At 62.0% G+C, this 16342-nt stretch carries 11 protein-coding genes; 9 read left to right on the plus strand and 2 right to left on the minus strand.

From position 1 onward, the window contains the following. Positions 1-1515, minus strand: coding sequence for a histidine--tRNA ligase (gene hisS, locus ACXAF5_RS15970; protein ID WP_474947353.1), 1515 nt, complete (start codon positions 1513-1515; stop codon positions 1-3). 142 nt (positions 1516-1657) lie between these two features. Here hisS and ACXAF5_RS15975 point away from each other — a divergent pair, with 142 nt between their 5' ends. Both ACXAF5_RS15975 and ACXAF5_RS15980 read left to right on the plus strand, forming a co-directional pair. Next, positions 1658-1852, plus strand: coding sequence for a SlyX family protein (locus tag ACXAF5_RS15975; protein ID WP_474947354.1), 195 nt, complete (start codon positions 1658-1660; stop codon positions 1850-1852). Between the two features lie 172 nt (positions 1853-2024). Further along, entirely contained in the window at positions 2025-2513 is a 489-nt protein-coding gene (locus ACXAF5_RS15980) for a DUF995 domain-containing protein (protein ID WP_474947355.1), read from the plus strand. A gap of 350 nt (positions 2514-2863) precedes the next feature. On the opposite strand, the gene dnaE is transcribed toward ACXAF5_RS15980, so the two are convergent. Then, positions 2864-6364, minus strand: a complete 3501-nt coding sequence (dnaE, locus tag ACXAF5_RS15985; protein ID WP_474947356.1) for a DNA polymerase III subunit alpha — start codon at positions 6362-6364, stop codon at positions 2864-2866. Between the two features lie 419 nt (positions 6365-6783). Between dnaE and xdhA the strand changes: the two genes are divergently transcribed. The 7 genes from xdhA (at position 6784) to ACXAF5_RS16020 (ending at position 16337) form a co-directional block, all read left to right on the plus strand. Then, positions 6784-8214: a xanthine dehydrogenase small subunit gene (gene xdhA / locus ACXAF5_RS15990; RefSeq protein WP_474947357.1), complete on the plus strand. Its 1431-nt coding sequence runs from the start codon at positions 6784-6786 to the stop codon at positions 8212-8214. Next, the gene (gene xdhB, locus ACXAF5_RS15995; RefSeq protein ID WP_474947358.1) at positions 8211-10580 is read left to right on the plus strand and encodes a xanthine dehydrogenase molybdopterin binding subunit; all 2370 of its coding nucleotides are present in this window, start codon (positions 8211-8213) and stop codon (positions 10578-10580) included. The genes xdhA and xdhB overlap by 4 nt, the downstream gene beginning before the upstream one ends. Continuing rightward, positions 10570-11505, plus strand: coding sequence for a xanthine dehydrogenase accessory protein XdhC (gene xdhC, locus ACXAF5_RS16000; protein WP_474947359.1), 936 nt, complete (start codon positions 10570-10572; stop codon positions 11503-11505). The genes xdhB and xdhC overlap by 11 nt, the downstream gene beginning before the upstream one ends. Beyond that, positions 11502-13022, plus strand: coding sequence for an ABC transporter ATP-binding protein (locus tag ACXAF5_RS16005; protein WP_474947360.1), 1521 nt, complete (start codon positions 11502-11504; stop codon positions 13020-13022). The genes xdhC and ACXAF5_RS16005 overlap by 4 nt, the downstream gene beginning before the upstream one ends. 117 nt (positions 13023-13139) lie before the next feature. Continuing rightward, positions 13140-14222: an ABC transporter permease gene (locus ACXAF5_RS16010; RefSeq protein ID WP_474947361.1), complete on the plus strand. Its 1083-nt coding sequence runs from the start codon at positions 13140-13142 to the stop codon at positions 14220-14222. Beyond that, positions 14222-15142: an ABC transporter permease gene (locus tag ACXAF5_RS16015; RefSeq protein ID WP_005633095.1), complete on the plus strand. Its 921-nt coding sequence runs from the start codon at positions 14222-14224 to the stop codon at positions 15140-15142. Before ACXAF5_RS16010 ends, ACXAF5_RS16015 begins: the two co-directional genes overlap by 1 nt. Positions 15143-15260: 118 nt before the next feature. Next, a complete protein-coding gene (locus tag ACXAF5_RS16020; protein ID WP_474947362.1) occupies positions 15261-16337 on the plus strand; it encodes a BMP family ABC transporter substrate-binding protein in 1077 nt (358 codons plus the stop codon). The last annotated feature ends 5 nt before the right edge of the window (positions 16338-16342 follow it).

Consider the following 16342-nt stretch of genomic DNA (forward strand, 5'->3'; position numbering starts at 1 on the left):
TCAGCCCTCCTGATCTTTGGCTTGGCTGGTGAGGATGTCACGCACCTTCGCGACCAGCTCCGTGCGCGGTACTTCGAACTGGCTCGGGCGTTCCTTCCACTCTTCCAGGGTGGCGCTTTCAGCGATCTTGGCACCGAGGATCAGATCCTTGATCTGGATCACACCGCGTTCCTTTTCATCGCCACCTTCGATCACAGCCACGGGCGAATGGCGTTTGTCCGCGTATTTCAACTGATTGCCAAAGTTCTTGGGGTTGCCAAGATAGACCTCAGCGCGGATGCCCGCCTGACGCAGCTCGGCGACCATGGCCTGATAGTCGGCCATGCGGTCGCGGTCCATCACCGTCACCACTACTGGGCCGGTGGGGGTCGCGGCCAGGCGGCCCTTTTCGCGCAGCGCCGCCAGCAGACGGTCAACCCCGATCGACAGACCCACCGCAGGGACCTCTTGGCCAGTGAAGCGTTTCACCAGACCGTCGTAGCGCCCACCGCCCGCAACCGAGCCGAATTGGCGTTTGCGGCCTTTTTCATCAAAGATTTCAAAGGTCAGCTCGGCCTCGAACACCGGACCAGTGTAATAGCCAAGCCCGCGCACAATCGAGGGGTCAATCAGGATGCGGTCGTCACCGTAGCCCGCAGCGGCAAAGAGCGCGCCCATCAGTTCCAGTTCGGCAATGCCCTCTTGGCCGACCTTGCTGTCGCCCACGGCGGCGCGCAGGTTGGTCATGGTCTCTGCCACGGTGTCGCCCTTGGACGTCAGGAACGCCAACACAGGGTCTGCCTGCTGATCCTCAAGCCCCACGCCGTCGATATAGGCGCCCGAGGCATCAAGCCGCCCTTTGCCCAGAAGCTCGCGCACACCGCTCTCGCCCACCTTGTCGAACTTGTCGATGGTGCGCAGGACGTCGTCGCGCTTGGGATCCTCCTCGGCCAGGCCCATCGCCTCGAGTACGCCGTTCAGAACCTTGCGGTTGTTGACGCGCACCAGATAGTCGCCACGCGGAATGCCAACCTTTTCAAGCGTATCCGACAGCATCATGCAGATCTCTGCATCCGCCGCCATGGAGGCCGTGCCAACCGTATCCGCATCGCATTGATAGAACTGGCGATAGCGACCGGGGCCGGGTTTCTCGTTGCGCCAAACAGGCCCCATCGCAAAACGGCGATAGGGGTTGGGCAGGTCGTTGCGGTGCTGTGCATAAACGCGGGCCAAGGGGGCGGTCAGGTCATAGCGGAGCGCCATCCAGTCGCCCGGCTTGCCCTCGGGGTCGTTCTCGTCGGCCTCCTGCCACGCAAAAACGCCTGCGTTCGGGCGATCCACGTCGGGCAGGAACTTGCCCAGCGCCTCGACCGTTTCCACGGCAGAGGATTCAAGCGCCTCGAAGCCGTAATGATGGTAAACCTCCGCAATGGTGGCCAGCATATGCGTGCGCTGGGTCACCTCTTCGCCGAAATAGTCACGGAATCCCTTGGGCGTAATTGCCTTGGGACGGGGCTGTTTCTTGGCTTTGGCCATCGTGGCCTCCTTGCGGGTGGTTTCTCGCGCTTGCGTCTAGCCCAAGGGGCCTCAGTGAGCAAGGTGCGACGCCCTGCGCACGCCCCATGGACGCCTGCCCGCGCCCGCGTTACATCAGTCCGCAACACAGGAGGCTTGCCCCATGCAACATCTCGAAGAACAGATCGCCTATCTGACCCGCACCGTTGACGAACTGAACGAGATCGTGACCAGCCAGCAGTCGGACATCGACCTCCTGAAGCGGCGCGTGCAGATGCTGATGGAGCGCGAGGCCCAGCGCGAGGCCGAAGGGACCGGCGGCGCGATCTTTGGCGACGAGCGCCCTCCGCACTACTAGGCGCCGCCACGCGCATGCGATTGCCGGGTTCAGACGCAGGCGCATGTGGTCTGGCGGCTGTTCCGTCGTCACCTCACCCGCGATAGCGCTTGCGTCGATGCATAAAGTTTGGACAAGATTTTCTACAAATTCACCTGACTGCTGAAACGCGACGCGCAAGGAGACATGATCCATGGTGCCACTTGTTAAAACTCTTCTGTCCCTCTCCCTCGTGGCGAGCCTGCCCGCTGCGGCATTTGCCGACCCAAAGCCGCGCAATGCACGTCCGGCGCCCGTTGATAAAGTCATCGGCGCCTACGCGGGCAAAACCGATCTCTGGGAACAGGATTGCGGTGGGGGCATCTATTTCTCGCCCAACAATCAGGTCCGCGCCTGGTGCGCCGAAAACAGCGAAAACATGGCTGCCGGAACCTGGACGGTGAGCGCAGATGGCACCCTGTGCCAGAACCTGACCTGGTATTATCCCCAAGGCAACGCTGCGGGCAGTTCTGCAGCAGAACCTCTTTGCATTCAACATGTTGTGAATGGCTGGGGCGTCATGTACCGCAGCTGGCCGGGCTCTAGCGAATGGTGGCCGGTGACCAGTGCGACCAGCACGCTGAAACGCGGATATGTGTTCCAATCCGACGTCGACACGGCCAAGAACAAACTCGGCCTCTGAGGTCGAACGAACACAAGATCACGGGGGTGCGGTTGTCCGGGTCGGAGCCGCGCCCCTTTTTTGTTTGCCCCGCAGCCTTGCCGGGTTCCAGGCCGGTTCCGGCTGATGCGGGTAGGGACGATGCTGAGGCGCCGCGCATCGTGACCTAATCATTGCCTCCCGGTGGCTACGGTGCCACGCCCCTGCAGCGCGACGCGGCGTCCTGCGCAGGGTTCAATTGATTCTTCGCCCGTTCGGACGCGCAAGACCCGCGCAACAATTCCAGCATTAAGCCCCAACCGTCGACGCATCGCGAACAATCACACGGCGGGCGCAAACGCGGCCGCAGTTATCGGCTGGCTCGCGCGCGTTCAGATTTCCTCGACATCCATCACCCCCTCAAGGCTCTTCAGCGCGCCTTTGATCTGAGGGTTGATCGGGAACATCTGCCCCAGCTCCATCTCCACATCGCCGGGCAGGTTCGGGTCTTGCAGATAGACGTAGATCTCGCCGGGGCTGGCATTCTTGGCGGCCTTCTTGGCGTCTTCGAGCACGGTTGCCACGGTTGCCACCGCCGATGCGCTCTCCAGGTAGACGCGCAGGCTCGACCGCCCGGCATCGGCAATGGCGGAATCCACCGGCCCGGCAGAGCGCATCAACAGCTTGAGCTGGTCGCTCTCCATGGTGGCCTCTGCCGTGATCACCACCTTGGAGCCGGTTTCCAGAAATTCGCGACTTTTCTCCAATACGTCCGAGAAAATCGTGACCTCATAGGCCCCGGTGGTGTCGGAGAGCTGCGCAAAGGCAAAGCGGTTGCCGCGTGCGGATTTACGCTCCTGCCGGCCTGCCACAACGCCTGCCATCTTGGCCATGAAGGGACCGCGCTCCGCCTTGGCGATGACCTCGTCCAGGGTCATCACGTCCTTGCGTTTCAGCGCTGGCATATAGTCATCCAGCGGGTGCCCCGTCAGATAAAAACCAACCGCCTTGAACTCCTCGCTCAGACGTTCGGCGGGCAGCCAATCGGGCACCCCCGCCATGCGTGGTTCGGGCAGGTCATCGCCGGCCTCGCCAAACAGCGACACCTGGTTGGAGTTCTTCTGCTCCTGAATGGCGGCGGAATATTGCACCAGCCCCTCAAGGCTCTCGAATACACGGCGGCGGTTGCTGTCCAGCACGTCAAAGGCCCCGGCCCGTGCGAGCATCTCCAGCGGGCGCTTGCCGACACGTTTCAGGTCCACGCGGCGGGCAAAGTCATAGAGGGTGACAAACGGCTGATCGCCCCGCGCTGTCACGATCAGGTTCATGGCATCGACGCCGACGTTCTTGAGCGCGCCGAGCGCGTAGATCAGTTCCCCATCAACCACGTCAAAGGTCGCAAGCGAGCGGTTGATGTCCGGCGCCACATAGGGAAGCTGAAGCCCTTTCTTCACTTCCTCGAAATAGATCGCGAGCTTTTCCGTCAGGTGGATATCGCAGTTCATGACGCCCGCCATGAACTCCACCGGATGGTTCGCTTTCAGCCACGCGGTTTGATAGGACACCACCGCATAGGCGGCCGCGTGGGATTTGTTAAAGCCGTAGTTGGCGAATTTCTCCAGAAGGTCAAAAACCTCCGAGGCCTTTTTCTTGTCGACGCCGTTTTCCGCCGCGCCTTTTTCAAATTTCGGGCGCTCGGCGTCCATCGCCTCCTTGATCTTCTTCCCCATTGCGCGGCGCAGCAGGTCCGCGCCGCCAAGGCTGTAGCCCGCCATGACCTGCGCGATCTGCATCACCTGTTCCTGATAGACGATGATGCCTTGAGTTTCCTCAAGGATGTGGTCGATCAGCGGATGGACCGAAGTGATCTTGCGCTGGCCGTTTTTCACCTCGCAGTAGACCGGGATGTTCTCCATCGGGCCGGGACGATAAAGCGCCACCAGCGCCACGATGTCCTCGATACAGGTGGGTTTCATGCGCTTGAGCGCATCCATCATGCCGGTGGATTCCACCTGGAACACCGCCACCGTCTTGGCCCGGGAATAAAGGTCGTAGGTGACCTTGTCGTCCAGCGGAATGGCGTTGATGTGGTTCTCGGCACCCTCTGCGGGTTCATAGAGCTGCGCCCCTTCGGCATTCACATGCAGGGGCCGCCCCGATTTGAAAATCAGCTGCATGGCGTTCTGGATCACCGTCAGCGTCTTCAGACCGAGAAAGTCGAATTTCACCAGACCGGCCTGTTCGACCCACTTCATGTTGAACTGGGTCGCCGGCATGTCCGAGCGCGGATCCTGATAGAGCGGCACCAGCGCATCCAGCGGCCGGTCGCCGATCACCACCCCCGCCGCGTGGGTTGAAGCATTGCGCAACAGCCCCTCCACCTGCTGGCCATAGGTCAGCAGGCGGTTCACCACCGGCTCGTTGCGCGCCTCCTCCGCCAGTCGCGGCTCGTCCTGCAGAGCCTTCTCGATCGAGACCGGCTTCACCCCCTCCACCGGGATCATCTTCGACAGCCGGTCCACCTGGCCAAAGGGCATCTGCAACACACGGCCGATGTCGCGCACCGCCGCCTTGGACAACAGCGCACCAAAGGTGATGATCTGCCCGACCTTGTCGCGGCCGTATTTCTGCTGCACGTAACGGATCACCTCCTCGCGGCGGTCCATGCAGAAGTCGATGTCGAAGTCGGGCATCGAAACCCGTTCGGGGTTGAGGAAGCGCTCGAACAGCAAACTGTAGCGCAGCGGATCAAGGTCGGTAATGGTCAGCGCATAGGCCACCAAAGAGCCCGCACCAGAGCCCCGCCCCGGCCCCACCGGAATGCCCTGCTCCTTGCCCCATTTGATAAAGTCCGCAACGATCAGGAAATAGCCGGGAAATCCCATGCCCTCGATGATGTTCAGTTCGAAATCGAGCCGCTCCTGGTATTTCTCCACCGGTACCGCATGGGGAATGACCGCCAGACGGTCCTTCAAGCCTTCATTGGCTTGCCGGCGCAGCTCGACCACCTCGTCATCTGCGAACTTCGGCAGGATGGGATCCCGCCGATAGGCCATGAAGGCACAACGCTGGGCGATTTCCACGGTGTTCTCGATCGCCTCCGGCAGATCGGCAAACAGCGCGATCATCTCTTCCTGGCTCTTGAAATAGTGCTGCGCAGTCAGGCGGCGGCGAGGTTCGGCCTGATCCACATAGGCGCCTTCGGCGATGCAGATCAGCGCGTCATGCGCCTCATACATCTCGGTCTTGGGGAAATAGACGTCATTGGTCGCGACCAGCGGCAGATCCATCGCATAGGCCATCTCCACATGGCCGCGCTCGGTCAGGGTTTCCGCCTCGGGTTGCCCGTCCTCGCCGGGGTGGCGCTGCAACTCCACATAGAGGCGATCCGGGAACATGGTCTTGAGCCGCGCCATCAGGGCCTCGGCGGCGGGGCGTTGCCCCTGCTGAAGCAGCTTGCCCACCGGACCATCCGGCCCCCCCGTCAGACAGATCAAGCCGCCGGAATTGATCTCCAGCTCCTCAATCGACACCTGCGGCAGTTGCCCCCCCTTGTCCACATAGAGACAGGAGGACAGCTTCATCAGATGTTCATAGCCGGTCTCATTCTGAGCGAGCAGCACCACCGGCGCAGGTGCTTTTGGTTTGTCGCCCGGCTCGCTCTTCTCGAAGGTCAGATCCACCTGGCAGCCGATGATCGGCTGGATGCCGGCGTCGGACAGCGTCACGGAAAATTCCAACGCCGCAAACATCGAATTGGTGTCCGTCACCGCGATGGCCGGCATCTGGTTGGCCTTGCACAGATCCGGCAGTTTTTTCAGCCGCACCGCCCCCTCCAGAAGAGAGTATTCGGTATGGGTGCGCAGGTGAATGAATCGAGGAGAAGCTGTCATGACCGGACCCTACCCCCGGGCGCCCGGCTGGAAAAGATCTGATCTGTGGCACCCGCCTCCGGTCAATGGCAAGTTGCAGGCCTGCGATCTCCCCCGCCGGGCCACGCCGCCTCGAACGCCCAAAAGACCAGCACTTATATTATGGATTTTTTTGAAACTCTTTAGCCTCAAACCGCGATTCACCGTAGCGCCCGAGACGTAAAATTGTTACAAATCAGTCAGTAACTGCGCAATCTGTGCAATGCCGTGAGCCTGTGGCGCACCATGCGCGGGGCGGTGCCTGCGACCATAAGTCTTGCTTTGGCAGGCTGCGCCTCACAAGCTGAGTGCAACAACAGGACAATCATCCCGCGCGCTTTCTACGTCGCATCGAAGGTCGCGCAGCAGGGACAACAGGGTACCGCGACGGGCTTTTCAAGATGACGATTACCTTTCATCTCAACGGTGAAGAGGTCTCGCTTCCAGAACCCCAGCCAACAACAACGCTTCTGGACTGGCTGCGCGAGGACCGTGGTCTCACCGGCACCAAGGAAGGCTGCAACGAGGGCGATTGCGGCGCGTGCACCGTGATGGTCACCGACCAGAGTGGTGCCCGGGCGCTGAACGCCTGCATCCTGTTCCTGCCGCAACTCCAGGGCAAATCCATACGCACGGTCGAAGGCGTCGCCCACCCGGATGGCACCCTGCATCCGGTGCAACAGGCAATGGTCGATCTCCACGGCAGCCAATGCGGTTTTTGCACCCCGGGCTTCATCATGTCGATGGTCACGGCGCATGCCAATGGTGCCACCGATCATGACGACCAGCTCGCCGGCAACCTCTGCCGCTGCACCGGCTATGCGCCGATCATCCGCGCCGCCGAAGCTGCCCAAGGCACCCCTGTGCCGGAGCATATCAGGCAGGAGTCATCCTTCATCTTCTCAGAAATATCTCGGGGGGAGGTCGCAGACCGGGGGGCAGAGCCCCCCTCCGACACCCCTGTGGCAGCACCTCCATCCAACTTGCGTCCCAGATCTTCGGATGAACTGGCCGCAACCTATGCCGCCCGCCCCGATGCCACGCTGATCGCCGGAGCCACCGATGTCGGGCTTTGGGTCACCAAGCAACTGCGGGATCTGGATGATGTGATCTTCCTTGATGGCTGTACGGATCTGAAGGACATCACCGTCACCGAAACCGAGGTCCGCATCGGGGCAATGGCGGATATGAACCGTGTCCGCACCGCCCTTGAGCCGTTCCACGCCTCCTACGCCGAGATGATCCGCCGCTACGCCAGCCAGCAGGTCCGCGCCGCAGCGACCATCGGCGGCAATATCGCCAATGGCTCTCCCATCGGGGACAACCCGCCTGCCCTCATCGCCTTGCGCGCCGCATTGCACCTGCGCCACGCAGACACCCGCCGTGCCATTCCGTTGCAGGACTTCTTTCTCGACTACGGCAAACAGGACCGCGCCCCGGGCGAATTTGTCGAGGCCGTGAGCTTTGCGCGTCAACCCGACAGCCTTCGGGTCTATAAACTCTCCAAACGCTTCGATCAGGATATATCTGCGGTGCTGGGCGCGTTTAATGTCACCGTGGTCAATGGCAGTGTGACCGCAGCCGCCATCGCCTTTGGTGGCATGGCAGGCATCCCGAAGCGCGCCACGCATGTGGAGGCCGCCCTGCTCGGCCAGCCGTGGACAGACGCAACGATCAAGGGCGCCAAAGCCGCCTTTGATCAGGACTTCACCCCCATGAGTGACATGCGCGCCTCCGCCACCTATCGGTTGGACTGCGCCCGCAATATGCTCACGCGCTATTTCACAGATCTGAACGGCACCTCTGAACATGTGTTGGAGGTGGACCTATGAGTGTTGCAAACCCCCTGCCCCATGATGCGGCAGCCCTGCATGTGACGGGCCAGGCCCGCTATGTCGATGACATCCCCACACCCAAGGGCACGCTGCATCTGGCCTTTGGCCTTGCGCCGATTGCAAAGGGCACAATCACCACGATGAACCTCGCGGAAGTGCGCGCATCTCAAGGTGTTGTCGCGGTGCTGGCAGCGGACGATTTGCCGTTTGACAATGACGTGTCGCCCTCGGCCCATGACGAGCCGCTGTTGGCCAAAGGAGAGGTGCATTATCTGGGGCAGCCGGTGTTTCTGGTGGTCGCGACCACCCATCGCGCCGCCCGCATTGCCGCACGGAAGGGCAAGGTAGAATACGCCGAAGAAGAGGCGCTGCTGACACTGGAGGCCGCTCTCGCTGCCGACAGCCGCTTCGAGGAAGGCCCGCGCATTTATCAAAAGGGCGACGCCTCTGCTGCCATCGCTTCGGCGGCACATGTGATCGAGGATACCTTCGAGATCGGCGGGCAGGAGCATTTCTACCTCGAAGGTCAGGCCGCGCTGGCGCTGCCACAGGAGGATGGCGGCATGATCGTCAACTCCTCCACCCAACACCCCACCGAAATCCAGCATAAGGTGGCCGAGGCCATTGGCCTGCCGATGCATGCGGTGCGCGTCGAGACCCGGCGTATGGGGGGTGGTTTTGGCGGCAAGGAAAGTCAGGGCAACGCGCTGGCCGTCGCCTGCGCCGTGGCCGCGCGCCTCACCGGCAAGGCCTGCAAGATGCGCTATGACCGCGACGATGACATGACCATCACCGGAAAGCGCCATGCGTTTCGGATTTCCTATCGCGCGGGCTTTGATGCTGAGGGGCGCATTGAGGGCATCGAGTTCACGCATTTGGTCAACTGCGGCTGGGCGCAGGATCTGTCGCTGCCGGTGGCGGACCGCGCCATGCTACATGCCGACAACGCCTATGCGATCCCCGCGATCCGCATCGAGAGCCACCGTTTGAAAACCAACCTGCAAAGCGCAACCGCCTATCGTGGCTTTGGCGGCCCACAGGGAATGGTCGGGATCGAACGGGTGATGGATCATGCAGCGCATGTTCTGGGGATTGATCCGGTGGAACTCAGGGTGCGCAATTACTATGACGCGCTTGATGCGGGAGGCTCTGCCACGGCCTCAAGCAAAGGGGGCTCTGCCCCCCGGCCTGCGGCCTCCCCCCGAGATATTTCTGAAAAGCTGAAAGACAACACCACGCCCTACGGCATGCCGGTCACCGATTTTGAGCTGCACGAGATGACGGCGCAGTTGCTGGAGAGCTCGAACTACGCGGCGCGGCGGGCAGAGATCGCGGCCTGGAATGCCAAAAATGAGCGCCTGAAGCGCGGGATGGCGTTTTCACCGGTGAAGTTCGGGATTTCCTTCACCCTCACGCATCTCAACCAGGCGGGGGCTTTGGTGCATGTCTATCAGGACGGCTCCATCCATCTCAACCATGGTGGCACCGAGATGGGTCAGGGATTGTTCCAGAAGGTGGCGCAGGTGGCAGCCGCGCGCTTTGGGGTCGATCAGGCGCGCGTGAAGATCACCGCAACCGATACCGCCAAGGTGCCCAATACATCGGCCACGGCGGCCTCTTCGGGGTCGGATCTGAACGGCATGGCGGTGAAGGCCGCCTGCGACACCATTCGCGACCGCATGGCGGCGCATTTGGCGGAGGTGCATCAGCAACCGATCTCAGCGGTCGTGTTTGAGGGAGACAAGGTCAGGATCGGCTCTGAGGAGATCAGTTTCGAGGCGGCGGCGATGCTCTGTTACACGGGCCGCGTCAGCCTGTCGGCAACAGGATTTTACAAAACCCCCTCGCTAGAGTGGGACCGGATCAAGGGCGCGGGGCGGCCGTTTTTCTATTTTGCCTATGGGGCGGCGGTCACCGAGGTCGTCGTCGACCGGCTGACCGGTGAAAACCGCATCCTGCGCACGGATATCCTGCATGATGCGGGGGCCTCGCTGAACCCGGCGCTGGATATCGGTCAGGTGGAAGGCGCCTATGTGCAGGGCGCAGGCTGGCTCACCACCGAAGAACTGGTCTGGGACGACAACGGGCGGCTCCGGACGCATGCGCCGTCGACCTACAAGATCCCGGCCTGCTCTGACCGGCCCGATGTGTTTAACGTGGCATTGTTTGACGGGCAGAACCGCGAAGACACTATTTATCGCTCCAAGGCGGTGGGGGAGCCGCCCTTTATGCTGGGGATTTCCGCCTGGCTTGCGCTCTCGGATGCAGTTGCGGCCTGTGGCGATGCCTATCCGCACCTGAATGCGCCGGCCACGGCAGAGGAGATCTGGCGTGCACTTGGGACACAGCGCGATGGGATTTGATGTCGACGCCCTCAGGGCCGCCGTCGCGGCCCATGGCCGTGTCATCCGTGTTGTGGTGGCCGAGGTCAGAGGCTCTGCCCCGCGCGAGGTTGGGGCCGCGATGCTGGTCTGGAGCGGTGGGCAGTCTGGCACCATCGGTGGCGGTGCACTGGAGTTCGAGGCGGCAGAGGCCGCCCGGCATCTGGACGTACCCCGCAGGCTGTCAACCCATTCGCTCGGACCCGATCTGGGGCAGTGCTGTGGTGGGTCCGTGACCTTGCTGAACGAGGTCTACACGCTAGAAGATCTGGAGCGGCTTCAGGGCGATGTCATCGCTCGGCCGGTGCGCCCGGAGCCGCAACCCCTCGCCGTGACACGGATCCTGAACAATGCCCGCGCCCAGGGCCAGCGCCCCAAACCGCAATTGATCGCAGGCTGGATGGTGGAACCCGTTGCCCGCGCGACACAACCGCTGTGGATCTGGGGGGCCGGGCATGTGGGGCGCGCGCTGGTCGGGATGCTGGCGCCGCTGCCGGACTTCGACATCACCTGGGTTGATGTCCTGCGCTCAAAATACCCGGAAGAGATCCCGGCAGACGTCACCGCCCTGCCGGCCCGCGAACCGGATCGGTTGGTTCCGCACGCGCCCTCTGATGCCCATCATCTGATCCTGACCTATTCCCATCAGCTGGATCTGGCGCTATGCCATCGGCTCTTGGGGCACGGATTTGGCTTTGCCGGGGTGATCGGATCCAAGACCAAATGGGCACGGTTTCGAAACCGGCTTGCCGCGCTGGGACATGGGCCCGAGCAGATTGCGCGGCTCACCTGCCCGATCGGCCTGCCCGAACTGGGCAAACACCCGCAGGCCATTGCCATCGGCGTGGCCGCAGAACTCATGGCGCTCTCGCAGCGTTCGGATTTGAAAAAGGAGCATAGCGCGTGAGCACGCCTCCCCTTCTGACCATCGAGGGCCTCACCAAGGCCTACCCCGGCGTGGTGGCCAATGACCATGTCTCCTTTACCATCGGCGAGGGCGAGGTGCATGCGCTCCTGGGTGAAAACGGCGCGGGCAAATCAACGCTCGTCAAGATGATCTATGGGCTTGTGAAGCCTGACAGCGGCCGGATGACCCTGCGCGGTGCGAGTTATGAGCCTGCCGAGCCGCGTCAGGCGCGCGCCGATGGGATCGCGATGGTGTTTCAGCATTTCTCGCTGTTTGACGCGCTGAATGTGGCGGAAAACATCGCGCTGGGGATGGAAAATCCGCCCGCCCTGCGCGATCTGGCGGCCCGCATCCGCGAGGTTTCCGAGGCGTATGGCCTGCCGCTTGATCCGTTCCGCACCGTCGGCGATCTGTCGGCGGGCGAACGTCAGCGGGTGGAGATCATCCGCTGCCTGCTGCAGGATCCGAAGCTCCTGATCATGGACGAGCCCACATCGGTTCTGACGCCACAAGAGGTGGAGATCCTGTTCGAGACCCTGAAGAAGCTGAAGAGCGAGGGCACGTCGATCCTCTATATCTCGCACAAGCTCGAAGAGATCCGCGCGCTTTGCGATCACGCGACCATCCTGCGATTGGGCAAGAACGTGGGCGAATGTGTGCCGCGCGACACCTCGGCCCGCGACATGGCGGAGCTGATGGTGGGCACCGCCCTTAAGACGCCCGAACGCGGTGCGCGGGAGTTTGGTGATGTGGCCCTGGACATCTCGGGCCTGTCGGTGCCTGCGCCTTCGGCCTTTGGCACCACATTGAAGAACGTGCATCTGGCCGTTCGGCGGGGCGAGATCCTTGGTATTGGCGGTGTTGCGGGCAACGGTCAGGATGAACTTTTAGCGGTGATGTCGGGAGAGGTCACTTGCGCCCGCGATGCGGTGAAATTTGATGGCAAGCCGATTGGTCACATGGGGCCAACGGCACGCCGCGCGCTTGGCGTGCTGACCGCCCCGGAGGAACGTCTGGGCCATGCCGCAGCGCCTGATATGAGCCTGACCGAAAATGCGCTCCTGACCGGGTCGGTGCGCGAGGGGCTGGACAACAACGGCTTTCTCAAATGGGGCGCAACCAGAACATTTGCCGAAAAGATCATTAAGGCGTTTGATGTGCGCACACCGGGGCCGGAGAATGCAGCGCGCTCGCTCTCTGGTGGGAATTTGCAGAAATTCGTCATTGGCCGCGAGGTGTTGCAGCGCCCCGAAGTGCTGGTGGTGAACCAGCCCACATGGGGCGTGGATGCAGCCGCAGCGGCGGCGATCCGGCAGGCCTTGCTCGATCTGGCGGCAAATGGCGCGGCGGTGATCTGCATCAGTCAGGATCTCGATGAGCTGATGGAAATCTCCGACAATTTTGCCGCCCTCAATGAGGGTCGTCTGTCCGCCCCGCGCCCCACGGCGGAGCTGACGGTGGATGAAATTGGCCTGATGATGGGCGGTGCACACGGCATGGAAGTGGCGCATGTGTAGGATCCTCACCACAAATGTCGGGGATGTGACGCTTGGGGCGGAAGCCTCCGGCGGGGATATTTGGAAGAAGATGAAGAGAACCGGACCACAAAGATCCGGCCAAGAGGGACAATAGGGATGATCCGGCTAGAGAAACGACCGCAGCCGTCGCGGGCGTGGTCGATGGCGACGCCGCTGGTGGCGGTGCTGGCGACCATGGTGATGGGGGGGCTGCTGTTTGCCACCCTTGGCAAGAACCCGGTGGAGGCGATCCGAACCATTTTCTGGGAGCCGCTGTTTGGCGAGTTTGCGTTTTATTACCGCCCGCAGCTTTTGGTGAAGGGCGCGCCTTTGGTGTTGATTGCCATTGGCCTTAGCCTGGGCTTTCGCGCCGGGATCTGGAACATCGGCGCTGAAGGGCAATATATCATCGGCGCGCTCACGGGTGCGGGTGTGGGGCTGGCGTTCTACCCGATGGAGTCCTGGATCATCTTTCCGCTGATGGTTCTGGCAGGCGCCTTTGGCGGCTGGGCCTGGGCGATGATCCCTGCGGTGCTGAAGACACGGTTTGGCACCAATGAGATCCTTGTGTCCCTGATGCTGGTCTATGTGGCCGAGCAGCTGCTGGCGTCCATGTCGCTAGGGTTGATGAAGAACCCGGAAGGGTTCGGCTTTCCGGGATCGCGCAACCTGCAACAATATGACAGTGCCCATAACGCCGAGCTGATCGCCGGGACCGGCATGCACTGGGGCGTGGTTGCGGCGCTGATTGCGGTGATTTTCTCTTATGTCCTGCTCAACCGCCATATGCTTGGCTATCATATCCGCCTGACCGGTGAGGCACCGCGGGCGGCAAAATTTGCAGGTGTGAAACCCGCCCGGCTGATCCTGTTCTGCCTCGGGGCTTCTGGCGCTTTGGCAGGGCTTGCAGGGATGTTTGAGGTCTCTGGTCCTTCCGGGCAGGTGTCGATCGATTTCAACGTGGGCTATGGGTTTACCGCGATTATCGTGGCCTTTCTGGGCCGCCTGCATCCGGTGGGCATTCTGCTGGCAGGCGCATTGATGGCGCTGACCTACATTGGCGGCGACATCGCGCAGGGCAATCTGGGCCTGCCGTCCGCGGCCATTCAGGTGTTTCAGGGCATGCTCCTGTTCTTCCTGCTGGCGCTTGATCTGCTCACCAACTATCGCATTGCAATTGACAAACCGGAGGTGGCGTGATGGATCTGTCTGCTATCAACCCAGTCCTTCTGATCGCGTCTCTGATGGTGGCTGCAACGCCTTTGTTGCTGGCGGCAATCGGTGAGCTGGTAGTCGAGAAATCCGGCGTTCTGAACCTCGGGGTCGAGGGGATGATGATCGTCGGGGCGATTGCGGGGTTTGCCGCCGCCGTAGAGACAGGCTCGCCCCTTTTGGGGTTTGTTGCCGCCGCCATCGCGGGGGCACTGCTGTCGCTGCTGTTTGTGATCATGACCCAGGTGGCGCTGGCCAATCAGGTGGCCTCGGGTCTGGCGCTGACGCTTTTTGGCCTCGGGCTCTCGGCCCTGATGGGGCAGAAATATGTGGGGGTGAAACCGCCGCAGATGGGGCGTATCGACATTCCGGTCCTGTCGGATCTGCCGGTCTTTGGGCGCATTCTCTTTGGTCATGATGTTGTGCTCTATTTCGGGATCGCGCTGACGGCTGCGGTCTGGGCGGTGCTCAAGTACTCCCGCGTCGGTCTGATCCTGCGCGCCGTGGGCGAAAACCACGATGCAGCCCATGCGCTGGGATACAAAGTGGTCAAGATCCGCACGCTGGCGATCCTGTTCGGTGGTGCCTGTGCGGGGCTCGGTGGCGCCTACATCAGCCTGATCCGCGTGCCGCAATGGACCGAGGGGATGACCGCAGGCATCGGCTGGATCGCCCTTGCGCTGGTGGTCTTTGCCAGCTGGAAGCCATGGCGGGCGCTTTTGGGTGCCTATCTTTTTGGCGGCGTCACCGTTGTGCAGCTTAATCTGCAGGCAGCGGGCGTTGCTATCCCGGTGGAATATCTGGCAATGTCGCCGTATCTGATCACCATTCTGGTGCTCGTCATTCTATCCGCCGACAAGAGCAGCGCGCCTGCGTCGCTTGGCCGGAGCTTTCACGCGTCCCGCTGAATTCGCAGGTCGCATCCCTGTTCGATACGCCATGCGCGTCGGACAAAAAACAAAGTCCAGCCTCGGGGCAAACCGGGGCGGATCGCAACACTGGAACCAATCAGGGGGAACCCATCACATGAAACTCACCAAACTTCTTGCCGGTGCTGCCGTCGCACTGGGACTGGCCGCCGGTGGCGCGCTGGCTCAGGACAAGACCAAAGTCGGCTTTGTCTATGTTGGCCCCGTCGGCGATGGCGGCTGGACCTATGAGCACGATCAGGGGCGCCTGGCGGTCGAAGAGGAATTCGGCGACAAGGTCGAAACCGTCTATGTGGAAAACGTCGCCGAAGGCCCCGATGCCGAGCGCGTGATCACCCAGATGGCGCTGCAGGGCGCGGATCTGATCTTCACCACCTCTTTTGGCTACATGGACCCGACAATCAACGTCGCCAAGAAGTTCCCCAATGTGAAGTTTGAGCACGCCACCGGCTACAAACGCGCCGAGAACGTCTCGACCTATTCGGCACGGTTCTACGAAGGCCGCGCTGTGCAGGGCACCATCGCGGGCCATATGACCGAGAGCAACATTGTCGGCTACATCGGCTCCTATCCGATCCCCGAAGTGATCCGCGGCATCAACTCCGCCTATATCCACGCCAAGAAGGTCAACCCCGACGTCCAGTTCAAGATCGTCTGGGCCTTCACCTGGTTCGACCCGGCCAAGGAAGCCGATGCCGCCAAGGTTCTGATCGAACAGGGCGCGGACGTGATCCTGCAGCACACCGATTCCACCGCACCGCAGGCCGCGGCGCAGGCGGCGGGCAATGTGGTCACCTTCGGTCAGGCGTCTGACATGGCGGAATATGCGCCCTTCCCGCGCGTATCCTCGATCATTGACGACTGGGCGCCCTACTACATCGCCCGCACCAAGGCCGTGATGGATGGCACCTGGACCTCTGTTGACACCTGGGACGGCATCGGCCCGGGCATGGTTGGCATTGGCGAGATCACCGATGCGGTTCCGGCCGAAGTGAAAGCCGAGGCGCTGGCCCTGAAGGACGCGATGGCGTCTGGCGAATATCACCCGTTCACCGGCCCGCTGAACAAGCAGGACGGGTCTGAGTTCCTCGCCGAAGGCGAAATCGCAGACGATGGCACCCTGGCGGGCATGAACTTCTATGTCGAAGGCATCGAAGGCTCCATCCCCGAATAAGGGAC

Source organism: Epibacterium sp. ABV4_022, from assembly GCF_056159345.1.

What these genes read in the sequence shown, in the direction of transcription:
- ACXAF5_RS16015 (WP_005633095.1), top strand. Translation starts at nt 14,222, where the DNA reads ATGGATCTGTCTGCTATCAACCCAGTCCTTCTGATCGCGTCTCTGATG.
- dnaE (WP_474947356.1), bottom strand. Translation starts at nt 6,364, where the DNA reads ATGACAGCTTCTCCTCGATTCATTCACCTGCGCACCCATACCGAATAC.
- ACXAF5_RS16010 (WP_474947361.1), top strand. Translation starts at nt 13,140, where the DNA reads ATGATCCGGCTAGAGAAACGACCGCAGCCGTCGCGGGCGTGGTCGATG.
- hisS (WP_474947353.1), bottom strand. Translation starts at nt 1,515, where the DNA reads ATGGCCAAAGCCAAGAAACAGCCCCGTCCCAAGGCAATTACGCCCAAG.
- ACXAF5_RS16020 (WP_474947362.1), top strand. Translation starts at nt 15,261, where the DNA reads ATGAAACTCACCAAACTTCTTGCCGGTGCTGCCGTCGCACTGGGACTG.
- ACXAF5_RS15980 (WP_474947355.1), top strand. Translation starts at nt 2,025, where the DNA reads ATGGTGCCACTTGTTAAAACTCTTCTGTCCCTCTCCCTCGTGGCGAGC.
- ACXAF5_RS15975 (WP_474947354.1), top strand. Translation starts at nt 1,658, where the DNA reads ATGCAACATCTCGAAGAACAGATCGCCTATCTGACCCGCACCGTTGAC.
- xdhA (WP_474947357.1), top strand. Translation starts at nt 6,784, where the DNA reads ATGACGATTACCTTTCATCTCAACGGTGAAGAGGTCTCGCTTCCAGAA.
- xdhB (WP_474947358.1), top strand. Translation starts at nt 8,211, where the DNA reads ATGAGTGTTGCAAACCCCCTGCCCCATGATGCGGCAGCCCTGCATGTG.
- xdhC (WP_474947359.1), top strand. Translation starts at nt 10,570, where the DNA reads ATGGGATTTGATGTCGACGCCCTCAGGGCCGCCGTCGCGGCCCATGGC.